Origin of the sequence: Ectopseudomonas toyotomiensis (assembly GCF_900115695.1) — a bacterium.
Taxonomy (GTDB): domain Bacteria; phylum Pseudomonadota; class Gammaproteobacteria; order Pseudomonadales; family Pseudomonadaceae; genus Aquipseudomonas; species Aquipseudomonas toyotomiensis.
Map to the genome: position 1 here is coordinate 299,280 of NZ_FOXK01000004.1, position 15,171 is coordinate 314,450.

10 protein-coding genes are annotated in these 15,171 nt (G+C 64.8%); 9 read left to right on the forward strand and 1 reads right to left on the reverse strand.

Features of this window, described 5'->3' with window-relative positions; all coding sequences use genetic code 11:
• The first annotated feature begins 4 nt into the window (after positions 1-4).
• The 9 genes from treZ (at position 5) to BM186_RS10195 (ending at position 12,528) form a co-directional block, all read left to right on the forward strand.
• Positions 5-1,735, forward strand: coding sequence for a malto-oligosyltrehalose trehalohydrolase (gene treZ, locus BM186_RS10155; RefSeq protein WP_074915070.1), 1,731 nt, complete (start codon positions 5-7; stop codon positions 1,733-1,735).
• Positions 1,732-3,786, forward strand: coding sequence for a 4-alpha-glucanotransferase (gene malQ, locus BM186_RS10160; RefSeq protein WP_074915073.1), 2,055 nt, complete (start codon positions 1,732-1,734; stop codon positions 3,784-3,786). Before treZ ends, malQ begins: the two co-directional genes overlap by 4 nt.
• Positions 3,779-6,523 carry a malto-oligosyltrehalose synthase gene (locus BM186_RS10165; protein WP_074915075.1) on the forward strand — a complete coding sequence of 915 codons (2,745 nt, stop codon included), beginning with the start codon at positions 3,779-3,781 and terminating at the stop codon, positions 6,521-6,523. Before malQ ends, BM186_RS10165 begins: the two co-directional genes overlap by 8 nt.
• 16 nt (positions 6,524-6,539) lie before the next feature.
• Complete coding sequence (locus BM186_RS10170) at positions 6,540-6,791, forward strand: DUF2934 domain-containing protein (protein ID WP_074915077.1); 252 nt, start codon at positions 6,540-6,542, stop codon at positions 6,789-6,791.
• 10 nt (positions 6,792-6,801) lie between these two features.
• Entirely contained in the window at positions 6,802-8,916 is a 2,115-nt protein-coding gene (glgX, locus tag BM186_RS10175) for a glycogen debranching protein GlgX (RefSeq protein ID WP_074915078.1), read from the forward strand.
• A 259-nt stretch (positions 8,917-9,175) separates the two neighbouring features.
• Entirely contained in the window at positions 9,176-9,964 is a 789-nt protein-coding gene (locus tag BM186_RS10180) for an endonuclease/exonuclease/phosphatase family protein (protein WP_074915080.1), read from the forward strand.
• A complete protein-coding gene (gene clsB, locus BM186_RS10185) occupies positions 9,961-11,163 on the forward strand; it encodes a cardiolipin synthase ClsB (RefSeq protein ID WP_074915082.1) in 1,203 nt (400 codons plus the stop codon). The genes BM186_RS10180 and clsB overlap by 4 nt, the downstream gene beginning before the upstream one ends.
• The gene (locus tag BM186_RS10190) at positions 11,160-12,134 is read left to right on the forward strand and encodes a lysylphosphatidylglycerol synthase domain-containing protein (RefSeq protein WP_074915084.1); all 975 of its coding nucleotides are present in this window, start codon (positions 11,160-11,162) and stop codon (positions 12,132-12,134) included. Before clsB ends, BM186_RS10190 begins: the two co-directional genes overlap by 4 nt.
• 172 nt (positions 12,135-12,306) lie before the next feature.
• Complete coding sequence (locus BM186_RS10195) at positions 12,307-12,528, forward strand: hypothetical protein (protein ID WP_072423943.1); 222 nt, start codon at positions 12,307-12,309, stop codon at positions 12,526-12,528.
• Between the two features lie 54 nt (positions 12,529-12,582).
• Here BM186_RS10195 and BM186_RS10200 read toward each other — a convergent pair whose 3' ends face one another.
• Positions 12,583-15,048, reverse strand: coding sequence for a glycogen/starch/alpha-glucan phosphorylase (locus tag BM186_RS10200; protein WP_074915086.1), 2,466 nt, complete (start codon positions 15,046-15,048; stop codon positions 12,583-12,585).
• Between the last annotated feature and the right edge of the window lie 123 nt (positions 15,049-15,171).

Here is a 15,171-nt window from a genome sequence, read left to right on the forward strand (position 1 = left end):
GCCAATGGCCGATGGACGTGTGCGCTTCGCCCTCTGGGCACCCAGTAGCCGCCAGGTGGAACTGGAGCTACAGGGCGGTGGCGTGCATCCGATGCAGGCGCAGGAGGAAGGCTGGTTCGTTGCGCTGATCGAGTGTCCGGCCGATACCGCCTATCGCTACCGTATCGACGGACAGTGGCCAGTGCCGGACCCGGCATCGCGCCGCCAGGTCGAGGACGTACATGGCTTCAGCCAGGTCATCGATCACTCGTCCTTTATCTGGCATCACCGCGACTGGAATGGCCGGCCCTGGCACGAGACGGTGCTGTACGAACTGCACGTCGGCCTGTTCGGTGGTTTCCAGCAGGTCATCGAGCACCTGCCGCACCTGGCAGATCTGGGCATTACCGCCTTGCAGCTGATGCCGCTCAATGCCTTCTCCGGGACGCGCAACTGGGGCTATGACGGTGTGCTGCCGTTTGCGCCGGCCAACGCCTACGGCACGCCCGATGAACTCAAGCAACTGATCGACAGCGCCCATGCCTATGGCCTGATGGTATTTGTCGATGTGGTCTACAACCACTTCGGCCCGGACGGCAATTATCTGGGCGTGTACGCGCGGCAGTTCTTCCACGAAGAGCGCATCACGCCCTGGGGCGCAGCCATCGATTTCAGCCGCCCACAGGTGCGCGACTTCTTCTGCGAAAACGCGCTGATGTGGTTGCTGGACTATCGCGTCGACGGTTTGCGTCTGGACGCCGTGCACGCCATCGACGATGACGACTTTCTCAAGGAGCTGGCGGCGCGGGTGCGCTCGGCGCTGCCGCAACAACGCCAGGTGCACCTGGTGCTGGAGAACGAGCACAACGCCGCGCACCTGCTACGTGATGGCTTCGATGCGCAGTGGAACGACGACGGCCACAACACTCTGCATGCGCTGCTCACCTTCGAGAACGAGAGCTACTACGCCAACTACGCCCAGGCGCCAACGCGCAAGCTGGCCACCTGCCTGGAGCAGGGTTTCGTTTACCAGGGCCAGGCCAATCGCCATGGCCAGCCGCGCGGCGAGCCCAGCGCCGATCTGCCGCCGCATGCCTTCGTGCTGTTTCTGCAGAACCATGACCAGGTGGGTAACCGCGCCTTTGGCGAGCGCCTGACGCTGCTGGCCGACGTCGACGCGCTGAAAGCCGCTACCGTGCTCCTGCTGCTGTGCCCGATGGTGCCGCTGCTGTTCATGGGTGAGGAATGGGGCAGCAAGCGGCCGTTTCTGTTCTTCACCGATTACCACCACGAGCTGGCCAATGCCGTGCGCGAAGGCCGGCGCAACGAGTTCGCCGATTTTTCCCAATTCAACTCGGCGCACAGTCGCGAGGCCATTGCCGACCCCAATGCCGAGGCCAGCTTCCAGCGCTCGCAACCGGATCTCGCGCCGGCCCTGGAGCCCGAACAACGCGAGTGGCTGGCCTTCTATCGCGGCTTGTTGCAGGTGCGCCACAGCCGACTGCTGCAGGGCTTGCAGGAGGCACGCAGCCTCGGTGCGCAAGTGCTCGGCGACGGCGCCGTGCTGGCGCGCTGGCGACTGGGTAACGGCCCGGCGCTTAGTATCGCCATCAACCTGGGTACCAGCGCCGTGTCCCTGCCAGCAGAGGCCATCCACGGCGAACGGCTGTACACCTTGCGTATCGACGACGCCGACCTGCGTCAGGCGCAATTGCCGCCGCGCAGTGCCCTGGTCACCCTGGAGCCCGCCCGATGAGTGATCAACTACTGGCCGAACTGACGCAGGCCGCGGATCTGAGCATCGACTGGGTCGATGCCTACGGCCAGCCGCAGCGCGTAACGCCGGAAGCGCAACGCAACCTGTTGGAGGCGCTCGGTTATCCGGCGCAAAGCCCTGAACAAATACGCGAAAGCCTGACCTCGCTGGTGCACCGTCAGCATGTGCCGGAAGATTCCGCCCTGCTGCTTCAGGACCAGGGTCAGCCACTGGCCCTGACCCTCTACCCTGCGGAGAGCTTTTATCGGCTCACCGACGAGCAGGGCAATATCAGCGAGGGTCGGCTTGACCGCGATGGCCATTTGCCGGCGCAGCAGCAGCCTGGCTATTACCAGCTGGAGATTCGCGATACCCAGCATGCGTTCGCCGTGGCCCCCGCCACCTGCATGTCGGTGCAGGAGCTATGTGGCAAGCCGCGCATCTGGGGGCTGACTGCCCAGCTCTACGGCTTGCGCCGCACCGGCGACGGCGGCCTGGGCGATACCCTGGCGGTGGCGGATCTGGCCCGGCATGCCGCCAATCACGGTGCCGATGCCATCGGCCTGAGCCCGGTACATGCACAATTCAGCGCCGACTTGCGCAGCTACGGCCCCTACTCGCCATCCAGCCGGCTGTTCTTCAACACCCTGTACGCCGCCCCGGTCGCCCTGCTCGGCGAGGAACGGGTCGAACGCGCGATTCAGGTTGCAGGTCTGCACAGCGAGATGACCCGGCTGGAGTCGCTGGAGCTGATCGACTGGCCGGCCGTGGCCGCTACTCGGCAGCGCCTGATGCGCCAGTTGTACGCGGATTTCTGCAATGACTCCGGCCAGTTGCAGGAGCGTTTCGACGCCTTTCGCACCGCCGGGGGTGATGCGCTGCAGCAGCATTGCTGTTTCGAGGCCATCCATGCACAGCGCCTGCGCGAGGGAGCCAGCGGCGACTGGCGCACCTGGCCGGCGGCCCTGCGCAGCCCAAATCAGGGCGCAGTGACCCGCTTCGCCATCGAACATGCTGACGAGCTGGGCTTTCATGCCTTCTGCCAATGGCTGATCGCCCATGGTCTGGAAACGGCGCAGGCCACCGCCAGCGGCGCAGGCATGGGCATCGGCCTGATCGCCGACCTGGCGGTGGGCGCCGATTGCGCCGGCAGTCAGGCCTGGTCGCGTCAGGACGAACTGCTGCCACGGGTCACCGTCGGTGCGCCGCCGGATGTGCTCAATCGTCAGGGGCAGAACTGGGGCGTGGCCGCCTTCTCGCCGCAAGGCCTGCGTCAGCACGGCTTTCGCGCCTATATCGAGATGCTCCAGGCCAACCTGGCGCATGCCGGCGGCATTCGCATCGACCATGTGATGGGCCTGCAGCGCCTGTGGGTGATCCCGCAAGGCGCGGAGTCGCAACACGGCGCCTACCTGCGCTACCCGCTTGATGACCTGCTGCGCTTGCTGTCTTTGGAGTCGCATCGCCATCGTGCCCTGGTGATTGGCGAAGACCTCGGCACTGTGCCCGAGGGGCTGCGCGACAAGCTCGCCGCACGCAATATCCTCGGCACCCGCGTGTTGCTGTTCGAGCAGGACGACCTCGGCTTCGTCCCGGCCGAGCGCTGGCCAGGCAATGCCCTGGCGACCACCACCACCCATGACCTGCCGACGATCAAGGGCTGGCTCGCCGGCCGCGATCTGGAATGGCGAGTGCGCGCAGGCCAGCGCGACGCCGAGCTGCTGGAGGGCGATCACGCCGAGCGTGCCGGTGAGCGCGTGGCGCTACGCCAACTGCTGGAACGCCAAGGCATGGTGAGCGGCGGTGATGACGATGCCTGTCTGCAAGCCTGCATCGAACACGTCGGCCGTACCCCGGCGCCGCTGGCGCTGCTGCCACTGGAGGACGCCTGCGGCCTGGAGCAGCAGCCCAACCTGCCCGGTCCGGGCGATATTCACCCGAACTGGCGACGGCGCTACCCGCTGGCGGTCAGCGAACTGCTGGAACAGCCCGCCACCAGCGAGCGTCTGACTACCCTGGACGGCGCACGCCGGGAGGCTGGCCATGACTGAGCTGCGCGCCACGCTGCGTCTGCAGCTGCACAAGGACTTCACCCTGCGCGACGCGGCAGCGCAGGTACCCTACCTGGCGCAGCTGGGTATCAGCCACCTGTACGCCTCGCCAATTCTTACCGCCCGCCCCGGCTCGCAACATGGCTACGACGTGATCGATCCGAGCAGGATCAACCCCGAGCTGGGCGGCGAAGAAGCCCTGGTGCGACTGGTGAACATCCTGCGCGCCCATGACATGGGGCTGATCCTGGATATCGTGCCCAACCACATGGCCGTGGGCGGCGACGGCAACCCCTGGTGGTTGGACGTACTGGAATGGGGGCAAGAAAGCCCTTATGCGGACTTCTTCGACATCCAGTGGCAATCCCATGACCCCTTGCTCAGCGGCCAGCTACTGGTGCCCTTCCTGCGCAGCGACTACGGCGAGGCGCTGCGTGACGGCACGCTGGAATTGGTGTTCGATGCCGAGCGCGGGCGCTTTCACGTCCAGCACTTCGAACACCGCCTGCCGCTGACGCCATCCAGCTACGCCAGCATCCTGCGCAGCAGTGACCATGCCGCGCTGCGCGAACTCGGCCAGCGCTTCGCCCGCCTGGGCAGCGCTGGCGATAGCCGTACACAAGCCGAGCAGCTGTGCGCCGAGCTGGCCGCTCAAGCGCATAAGGTGCGTCCCCTGCTGGCCAGTTTTCAGGGCAGTGACGAAGCGGCACAAAAGCGCATGCATGCGCTGCTCGAACGTCAGCATTACCGTGTGGCCAGTTGGCGTACCGCAGCGGATGACATCAACTGGCGGCGCTTTTTCGATATCAACGAACTGGGGGCGCTGCGTGTCGAGCACAGCCAGGTGTTCGAGCAGACCCACGCCAAAGTCTTCGAGCTGATCGAGCGCGGCCTGATCGACGGCCTGCGCATCGACCATGTCGACGGTCTGGCCAATCCGCGCGCCTATTGCAGCCGGCTGCGACGACGCATCCGGCAACTACGTGGTGACGCGCCCTTCCCCATTTTCGTGGAGAAGATTCTCGGCGCGGACGAACGGCTGCCGCAGGAGTGGCCGGTGGACGGCAGTACCGGCTACGAATTCATGAACCAGGTGTCGCTGCTGCAACACGATCCGCACGGCGAGCTGCCGCTGAGCGAACTGTGGCAAGCGCTCAGCGGCCGGCCGACGGCGTTCGAGGACGAGACTCAGCAGGCGCGCCGTCTGGTGCTGGAAGGCTCGCTGGCCGGTGATCTGGAGGAAGTTGCCCAGCGCCTGCTACACGTCGCCCGCCATGACATCGCCACGCGCGACCTGACCCTCGGCGCGATCCGCCGGGCGCTGCGCGAGCTGATCGTGCACTTTCCGGTGTACCGCACCTATGCCCAGGCCTGTGGTCGCTCACAGCAGGATCGGCGCTTCTTCCAGCAGGCGCTGGACGGTGCGCGGCAAACCCTGGCCGAGGCTGATTGGCCCCTGCTGCCACATTTCGACGACTGGCTTGGCGGTGCCTTCCTGCGTGCACTGCCGCCCGGCCGTGCGCGGCGTCTGCGTGCCCAGGCGCTGACGCGCTTCCAGCAGCTGACTTCGCCAGTGGCTGCCAAGGCCGTGGAAGACACCGCGCTGTATCGCGCCGGCGTGCTGCTGTCGCGCTATGACGTGGGCTTCGATGCCGAGCATTTCAGTGCCAGCATCGAGCGTTTTCACCAGGCCTGCGCCGAGCGTGCGGACCACCACCCGCTCAACCTGCTGGCCACCGCCACCCATGACCACAAGCGCGGCGAAGACTGCCGCGCGCGTCTGGCGGTGCTGAGCGAGCGCGCCGCCTGGTACGCCGAGCGTGTCCGGCATTGGCAGCACCTCGCTCAACCGCTGCGCAGTAGTCAGCTGCAACAGGCGCCGGACGGTGGTGAAGAGGCGATTCTCTATCAGGCGCTGATCGGCAGCTGGCCGCTGGGGCTGCAGGCGGACGATGAGGTCGCCCTGGATGCCTACCTGCAACGCCTGCTCGGCTGGCAACGCAAGGCGCTGCGCGAGGCCAAGCTCAACAGCGCCTGGAGTGCGCCGAACGACGCACACGAGGCCGCCTGCGCCGACTTTCTGCGGCGCCTGCTGTGTGAGCCAGCGGGGATGGCCTTGCGCACCGAACTGGCTGCGAGCGTCGCGGCAATAGCCCCTGCCGGCGCCTTGAACAGCCTGGTGCAATGTCTGCTGCGCATGACCACACCAGGCGTGCCCGATCTGTACCAGGGTTGCGAGTTCTGGGATTTCAGCCTGGTCGACCCGGATAACCGTCGCCCGGTGGACTTCGCCGCGCGACAGGCCGCATTACAGGCCGGGGATGCGCCAGCGGCGATGCTGGCCAGCTGGCAGGACGGGCGTATCAAACAATGGCTGATCCAGCAGGTGCTGGCGATTCGTGCGGCGCATTCCTCGCTGTTCAGCCAGGGCAGTTACCAGCCCCTGGCTGTCACAGGCAGACACGCCGCCCAGGTGCTCGCCTTCCTGCGTAGTCACGGTGACGAGCACCTGCTGGTGATCGTGCCGCGCCTGGCCGCCGGCCTGCTCGCAGAACACGACCGGCCCCATGTACCCGCACAGCGCTGGGGCGACACCACCGTGGTGCTGCCGGGCGAACTGAACGACGGACATGTCACCGGCTTGCTCACCCCCTGCCAGGTCGCAACGCGCAGGGGCGTGCCACTTGCCGACGCGCTGGCCGAGTTGCCGGTCAACCTGCTTCGCCTTACCCCTTGATCACAGGAGTCACGCCATGAATATCGATGAGCAGCGCATACGCGAGTTTGCCTTTCAGATCTGGGAATCCGAGGGCCGCCCCCATGGCCAGCACGAGCGGCACTGGAAGATGGCCAGCAAGCTGGCCGAAGCCGAGGCGCAAGCCCAGGCCACACCCAAACCACGGCGCATCAGCAAACCCAAAACGGTGCCGCTGAGCGAAGCCGAACAGCCGGCGCTGCTGAAGAAACCCCGTGCCCCGCGCACGCCCAAGCCGCCGAAAGCCTGAGGTCACCACCATGCGCAAACATCAGCGCTCACGCGTTACCGAGGGCACACCATTTCCGCTCGGCGCCAGTTGGGATGGGCTTGGCGTCAACTTTGCCCTGTTCTCGGCGCATGCCACGCGGGTCGAACTGTGCCTGTTCGACGAGCGCGGCGAGACCGAAATCGAACGCATCGAACTGCCGGAATACACCGACGAGATCTGGCACGGCTACCTGCCGGACGCACGTCCCGGGCAGGTCTATGGTTACCGCGTGTACGGTCCCTACGAGCCCGAAGCCGGGCACCGTTTCAACCCCAACAAGCTGTTGATTGATCCCTACGCCAAGCAGCTGGTGGGCAAGCTGCAATGGTCGGAGGCGCTATTCGGCTACACCATTGGCGACCCAGCCGGCGACCTGAGCTTCGATGAGCGTGACAGCGCGCCGTTCGTGCCCAAGTGCAAGGTCATCGACCCCGCCTTCACCTGGGGTGAACAACCCAGCCTGCGCACGCCCTGGGATCGCACGGTGATCTACGAAACGCACCTGCGCGGCATCAGCATGCGTCATCCGGCTGTGCCCGAGCGCCAGCGTGGCACCTGCGCCGGGCTGACCAACCCCGAACTGTTGCGGCATATCCGCGAGCTGGGCGTCTCCAGCGTCGAATTGCTGCCGGTGCATGCCTTCGTCAACGACCAGCATCTGCTGGAAAAGGGCATGAACAACTACTGGGGCTACAACAGCATCGGCTTCTTCGCCCCGCACCCGGCCTACCTCGCCAGCGGTCGTATCAGCGAATTCAAGGAGATGGTCGCGCACCTGCACAAAGCCGGCCTGGAGCTGATTCTCGATGTGGTCTACAACCACACCGCCGAGGGCAACGAGCGCGGCCCGACGCTGTCCATGCGCGGCATCGACAACGCCAGCTACTACCGCCTGCTGCCGGACGAACGCCGTTACTACATCAACGACTCCGGTACCGGCAATACGCTGGATCTGAGCCATCCCTGCGTGCTGCAGATGGTTACCGACTCGTTGCGCTACTGGGCTACCGAGATGCGCGTGGATGGCTTTCGCTTCGACCTGGCGACCATTCTCGGGCGCTATGCCGATGGCTTCAACGAGCGCCACAGCTTTCTCGTCGCCTGCCGTCAGGACCCGGTACTGAGCAAGGTCAAGCTGATCGCCGAGCCCTGGGACTGTGGGCCCGGCGGCTATCAGGTCGGTGGCTTTCCGCCGGGCTGGGCCGAGTGGAACGACAAGTTTCGCGACAACGTGCGCGCCTACTGGAAGGGCGATCGCGGCGAGCTCGGCGAACTGGCAAGACGCTTGACCGCCTCGGGCGATCTGTACAACCAGCGCGGACGAAGGCCATTCGCCTCGGTCAATTTCATCACCGCACATGACGGTTTCACCTTGCGCGACGTGGTGTCCTACGACCACAAGCACAACGAGGCCAACGACGAGAACAACCAGGACGGTACCGACCGCAACATTTCCTGGAACCACGGCTGCGAAGGCGCCACCGACGACCCGTCGATCCGCCGCCTGCGCGTGCAGCAGATGCGCAATATGCTGGCCACCCTGCTGTTCGCCCAGGGCACACCGATGCTGGTGGCCGGCGACGAGTTCGGCCGCACCCAGCACGGCAACAACAACGCCTACTGCCAGGATAACGAGCTGAGCTGGGTGGACTGGACACTCGACGACGAAGGCCGCGAGCTGCTCGCCTTCTGCCAGCATCTGATCGCCCTGCGCCGAAGTTACCCGATCCTGCGCCGCCAGCGTTTTCTGGTGGGGCATTACAACGAGGAGCTGGACGTCAAGGACGTCACCTGGCTGGCACCGGAAGGCGGCGAGATGAACGAGGACCACTGGCACGACGAGGAAGCGCGCTGCATGGGCATGCTCATGGACGGCCGCGCGCAGCCATCGGGCGTCAAGCGCAGCGGCGCCGACGCCACCCTGCTCTTGCTCCTCAACGCGGGCCACCAGCCCTGCGAGTTCCAACTGCCCGAAGTGCACGGCGGGCGCCACTGGCTGTGCCTGGTCGATACGCATACCGCGCAAACAGTGCCAAGCCCGTTGCAGCACGCTGCGATAGAGCTGGCCGGGCGCTCGCTGCAGCTGCTGGAGTTGCTGCGCTAGCAGGCGCAAAAAAAAAGCCTGAACCCAGCCTTTGTCTGCCAACTCGAAAACTAGGATGAGAAAAAGTTCTAGAAGCGGCGCCGTGCACGGCGCATCAGCCTGACAGAGAAATAGCGAACCTACGCAAACCGGCCGCCTGGCTGGCAAAGGGAGCCCGTGATGACAACCGAAGTACTCAATGCCGACCGTGATAGCTGCCGGGATCAGGTCGACATGCTCGCTCATGCGGTGGGCGACCTGTGAGCGAGCGCAGCCGACAATGAACAGCACCATTGCCAAGCCGGAGGTAATCATCGACCGCGTGACACCGATGAAATGTCTGCGCGTGTTGACGATCAACACGCACAAGGGTTTTACCGCACTCAACCGTCGCTTCATCCTCCCCGAATTGCGCAGCGCGGTGCAGGCCACCGGGGCCGACCTGGTGTTCCTGCAGGAGGTGCTCGGCAACCATGCCCTGCATGCCAAGCGCTTCCACGACTGGCCCAGCGTGCCGCAGTACGAATTTCTCGCCGACAGCATGTGGCCGCAGTTCGCCTACGGGCGCAACGCCGTGTACCCGGCGGGCGATCACGGCAACGCCCTGCTCTCGCGCTTTCCCATCCTCGAGTATCACAACCTCGACGTGACGGTCAGCGGCACCGAGCAGCGCGGCCTGCTGCATTGCCGCCTCGACGTACCAGGGCAGGACGCCGTACATGCGGTGTGCGTACACCTCGGTTTGCGTGAGGCGCATCGTCGTCAGCAGATGGGCTTGTTGCTGGATTTGCTGGCGACCTTCGAACCCGGTGCGCCGGTAATCGTCGCCGGCGATTTCAACGACTGGCGTCTGCGCGCGGACGATCTGTTGGCACCGCATGGCCTGCGCGAGGCGTTCGAGCATCGCCACGGCAAGCCTGCGCGCAGTTTTCCGGCCCGCATGCCGCTGCTGCGCCTGGATCGCATCTACACCCGCAATGCCACGGCATACCAGCCGCAGGTGTTGTCCACCCGGCCCTGGTCGCACCTCTCCGACCACGCGCCACTCGCTGCGGAGATTCACCTGTGAGCGGCATATGGCGAGACGGTAACCAGCTGCGCCTGCTGATCAATGGCGAAGACTATTATCCGCGGGTGTTCGAATGCATTCGCGCGGCGCGCATCGAAGTGCTGCTGGAAACCTTCATCATTCGTGAGGACAAGGTCGGCCTCGAACTGCAACAGGTGCTGATCGAGGCCGCGCGGCGTGGCGTGCGCGTGGTCATCGCCGTGGACGGCTACGGCACCGCCGACCTGCAGCATGAGTACGTCGCAGCGCTGACCCGCGAGGGGGTGAAGATCCATGTCTTCGATCCCAGCCCCCGGCGCTTTGGCATGCGTACCAACCTGTTCCGCCGCCTTCATCGCAAGCTGGTTGTGATCGACGGCCAGTGCGCCTTCGTCGGCGGCATCAACTATTCGGCCGACCATCTCGGCGACTTCGGCGAGATGGCCAAGCAGGACTATGCCGTGGAGGTGAGCGGCCCGATCGTCAGCGACTTGCACGTGGCCATGTTGCGCTTGCTACGCCCGGCGTTCAGCGAGCCGAGTCCGGCGCAACCCTCCAGAGAGCCGGTGGGCGATGCGCGGGTGATGCTGCTGGAGCGCGACAACGAGCGCCACACCACCGATATCGAAGACGAACACCTGCGCGCCTTCGAAGCGGCGCGCAAGCGCCTGGTGATCGCCAACGCCTATTTCTTCCCCGGCTATCGTGTGCTGCGCGCCTTGCGCAACGCGGCGCAGCGCGGCGTACAGGTGACCTTGATCCTGCAGGGCCAGCCGGACATGCGCTGGGTCCAGGCCTTTTCCCGCCTGCTCTACAACTACCTGCTGCGCCACGGTGTAGTGGTCTACGAATACTGCCAGCGCCCGCTGCACGGCAAGGTGGCACTGGTGGATGACGAATGGTCCACGGTCGGTTCGAGCAATCTCGACCCGCTGAGCCTGGCATTGAATCTGGAGGCCAATCTGGTGATCCGTGACCGGGCCTTCAACCATTACCTGCATGAGCACCTGCTAGCGCTGTCTAGCGAACACTGCAAGCGCATCGAACTGGAGCGGGTGATACGCGGCTACTGGTGGCGCGCACCGCTGGTGTTCCTGTGCTTTCACTTTCTGCGCCGCTTCCCGGCCATCGCCGGCTGGCTGCCGGCGCACCGCAAGAACCTGAAGCCGCTGGAGCCAATCGACAAGGCCAGCGGTTACGAAGAGGAAAAGACTGGATGAATGCCGCTCCCACCAACCCCTGGATGCGCTGGGGCAAACGCGCACTCACCCTGTTCTTTGTCCTGGCCGTACCAGCCCTGCTGTACATGCTGGCGCGCAACCTGGACTGGGGCGAAGTGCGCCAGGCGCTCAGTGATTACAGCTTGCAAACCCTGCTGGTGGGCGCGCTGATCGCCTGCGCCAGCTATCTGGTATTTGGCTGCTACGACCTGCTGGGCCGCCATTACAGTCGCCATCACCTGCCGGCACGCCAGGTCCTGCCGGTGGCGATGGTCTGCTACGCCTTCAACCTCAACTTCACCACCTGGATCGGCGGTGTGGCCATGCGTTACCGCCTGTACATGCGCCTGGGCCTTAGCGCCTCGACGGTGACGCGCATCCTCAGCCTCAGCCTGCTGACCAACTGGACCGGCTACATGGCACTGGCTGGGGTGATCTTCTCCCTGCGCCTGGTGCAGTTGCCCGACAACTGGGGCTTGGGCGTCACCGGCCTGCAATTGGTGGGGTTCGCGCTGCTGGGAGTGGTCAGTGCCTATATCGGCATCTGCGCTTTCGCGCGGCAACGCGTGTGGCACCTGCGCGAGCGTTCGATCACCCTGCCTTCGTTGCGCATGGCGGTGATGCAGATAGTCCTGGGCGCGAGCAACTGGGCGTTGATGGCGGCCCTGATCTTCTGGCTGCTACCCGAGGGCGCCGCCTATACCTCGGTGCTCGGGGTGCTGCTGATCAGCTGCATGGCGGCGGTGGTGGCGCACATCCCCGCCGGGCTGGGCGTGCTCGAGGCGGTGTTTCTCGCCCTGCTGCAGCATCAATACAGCCAGGCCAGCCTGATCGCCGCCCTGCTCGCCTATCGCGTGCTCTATTACCTGCTGCCGCTGCTCCTGGCCAGCGCTACCTACCTGCTGCTGGAAAAGCGCGCGAAAACGCTGCGCAAGCGTGGTGAACAAGGTGTAGAGACCCAGCCCGGCTAACGAGGCCAAACAACCTATTGACGCGGGGTGCGCCATGCGCACCGGCTGCACAAGGCACCGGGGCCGGTGCACGCAGCGCACCGCTACGGGCAACCACCCGGCGGATGGTGGGAACTCACAAGCGCGTTACGCAGGTCTATCTCACATCATTCAGCAAAACCGGAGGCATACCATGGCCAAGCCACTGCATCTGATCAGCTACATCCTGCACAACCAGCCGCACAGCGTCGAAGTCGAGTCGGACCGCGAACAGCTCACGCCGGACCAGGCACGCTTCTACCTCAGTGCCCTGCACACCTTCGAATGGCCCAACGAGTTCACCGACGTGCAGGTCACGCGCATCCTGCATCCGAAGAAAGGCGGCGGCACGCCGGCGCACCGCGTACAGCGCTGAAAGCCTGTTCAACCTCTTGCAGTGTCTCGCTGCAAGAGGTTGAACAGGCCGCGCCTAGTCTCCCTCACGCCGCGGCAGCGGCACCTGCCAGATATCCCGGGCGTATTCGGTGATGGTGCGATCGGATGAAAACCAGCCCATGCGCGCGGTATTCAGAACCGCCGAACGCCACCACTGCTCAGGCCGCTGCCAGCGTTGATCGACCTGGCGCTGCGCCTTCCAATAGGCATCGAAATCGGCGCAGACCATGAAATGGTCCTCGTACAGCAGCGAATCCACCAGGCCCACATAGCGCGCTGGATCGTCTGGGGAGAACACTCCGCCGCGAATGGCGCCGAGCGCGGCCTCCAGACGTTCCGAATCCGCCACCACATCGCTCATCTCCAGGCCCAGGCGCCGCCGGGCGGCAACCTGCTGGGCGGTCATGCCGAAGATGAACATGTGATCTTCGCCAACCTGCTCGCACATTTCCACGTTGGCGCCGTCCAGCGTGCCGATGGTCAACGCGCCATTGAGGGCGAACTTCATATTGCTGGTACCGGAAGCTTCCAGCCCAGCGGTGGAGATCTGCTCGGAAAGGTCGGCTGCGGGAATGATGGTTTCGGCCAGGCTGACGTTGTAATTGGGGATGAACACCACCTTGAGCAGCCCGCGTACGGTCGGGTCACCATTGATGGTGCGGCTGATGTCGTTGGCCAGTTTGATGATCAGCTTGGCCTGGCGATAACTGGCCGCCGCCTTGCCGGCGAAGATCTTCACCCGCGGTACCCAGTCGGTGGTCGGATCGTTGCGGATGGCCTGGTACAGCGCGACGGTATGCAGCAGGTTGAGCAACTGACGCTTGTATTCATGGATGCGTTTGACGTGCACATCGAAGATGGCCGTCGTGTCGATGCTGATCCCCAGCACGTGCCTGACTCGCTCGGCCAGCAGCTCCTTGTTGCGCTGGCGGCAGAGTGCATATTCGTCGCGGAAATCCTGGCGCTCGGCGAAGGGTTCCAGCGCCTGCAGATGATCCTCGGGGCGATGCAGAACCTGCTCGCCCAGAGCGTCGACCAGCAGATGCGTCAGCCCCGGATTGACCTGAAACAGCCAGCGACGGAAGGTCACGCCATTGGTCTTGTTGTTCACCCGGTCTGGATAGAGCCGGTGCAGATCACGAAACACCGTATCGCGCATCAGCCGCGTATGCAGCGCGGAAACGCCGTTGATGCTGTGCGCGCCGAGAAACGCCAGGTTGCCCATGCGTACGCGGCGGCCGTGGTCTTCCTCGATCAGCGACACCGCGCGCAGCAGGCGAAAGTCGTGGATGTCCTTGGCACGCAGCGCATCGATATGCTCGGCGTTGATCAGGTAGATGATCTGCAAATGCCGCGGCAGCAGACGCTCCATCAACGCTACCGGCCAGGACTCCAACGCTTCGGGCAGCAGCGTGTGGTTGGTGTAGGAGGTGGTGGAGACCGTCAGTTGCCAGGCTTGCGCCCAGGACATGCGATGCTCGTCCACCAGCAGGCGCATCAACTCGACCACGGCGATGGCCGGGTGGGTGTCGTTGAGCTGGATCGCCACCTGCTGCGGCAGACACTGCAGACCGTCATGCAGACGCAGATGACGCTCTAGCAGATCCTGTAGCGACGCGGAGACCAGAAAATACTCCTGGCGCAGACGCAGCTCCTGGCCGGCCTCGGTATCGTCGGCGGGATAGAGCACGCGTGAGATGCTTTCGGCACGCACCTCGCCGGCCACTGCGCCGAAGTGATCGCCGGCATTGAAGCGGTCCAGCTGCAGGTTTTCCTCGGCGCGTGCACGCCACAGCCGCAGCGTATTGACCGAGGCGCCGCGCCAGCCCACCACCGGGGTGTCATAGGCGATGGCACGCACCCTCTCCTGCGGATGCCAATGCTGGCGTGTGCCGCCGGTACCGTCGTCCAGGGTTTCCACACCACCGCCGAAGCCGATGCGATACGCCACCTCAGGCCGCTCGAACTCCCAGGGGTTGCCGAAATCCAGCCAGGTCTCGGTCTGTTCGGCCTGCCAGCCGTCGACGATCGCCTGGCGGAACAGGCCATGCTCGTAGCGGATACCGTAACCATGGGCGGCCAGGCGCAGGGTCGCCATGCTCTCCATGAAACAGGCGGCCAGACGCCCTAGCCCACCATTGCCGAGCGCTGCATCGGGTTCGACCTCTCGGATGCGTTCGAGCTCGACACCGAGTTCGGCCATGGCCTGGCGCGCCACATCGAGCAAGCCAAGGTTGCTCAGGTTATCCACCAGCAAACGGCCGATCAGAAATTCCAGGGACAGGTAATAGACGCGTTTGGCGCCCTGCCGCTCGATCTGGGCGGATGACTCTTCCCAACGGTCGATCATATGGTCGCGCGTGGCCAGGGCCAGCGCCTCGAACCAGTCGTGATCGAAGGCGGTACTCGGGTCCTTGCCCACGGCGTAGCGCAGCTTGGCCAGGATGGCCGCCTTGAACTGGACTACGGCACTCTCGGCCTCGCTGTGCGATTCGCTCATATCGATCCCCTCACGCGCGCGTCGATTACAGCCGAAGCGATGGGTCCGGCTTTTTCTTTGTGGCCGTCACAACGGCGATGAGTTCAGGGTTTTTCTGCCCTTTGCCCCCTCTGATCAAAAAGC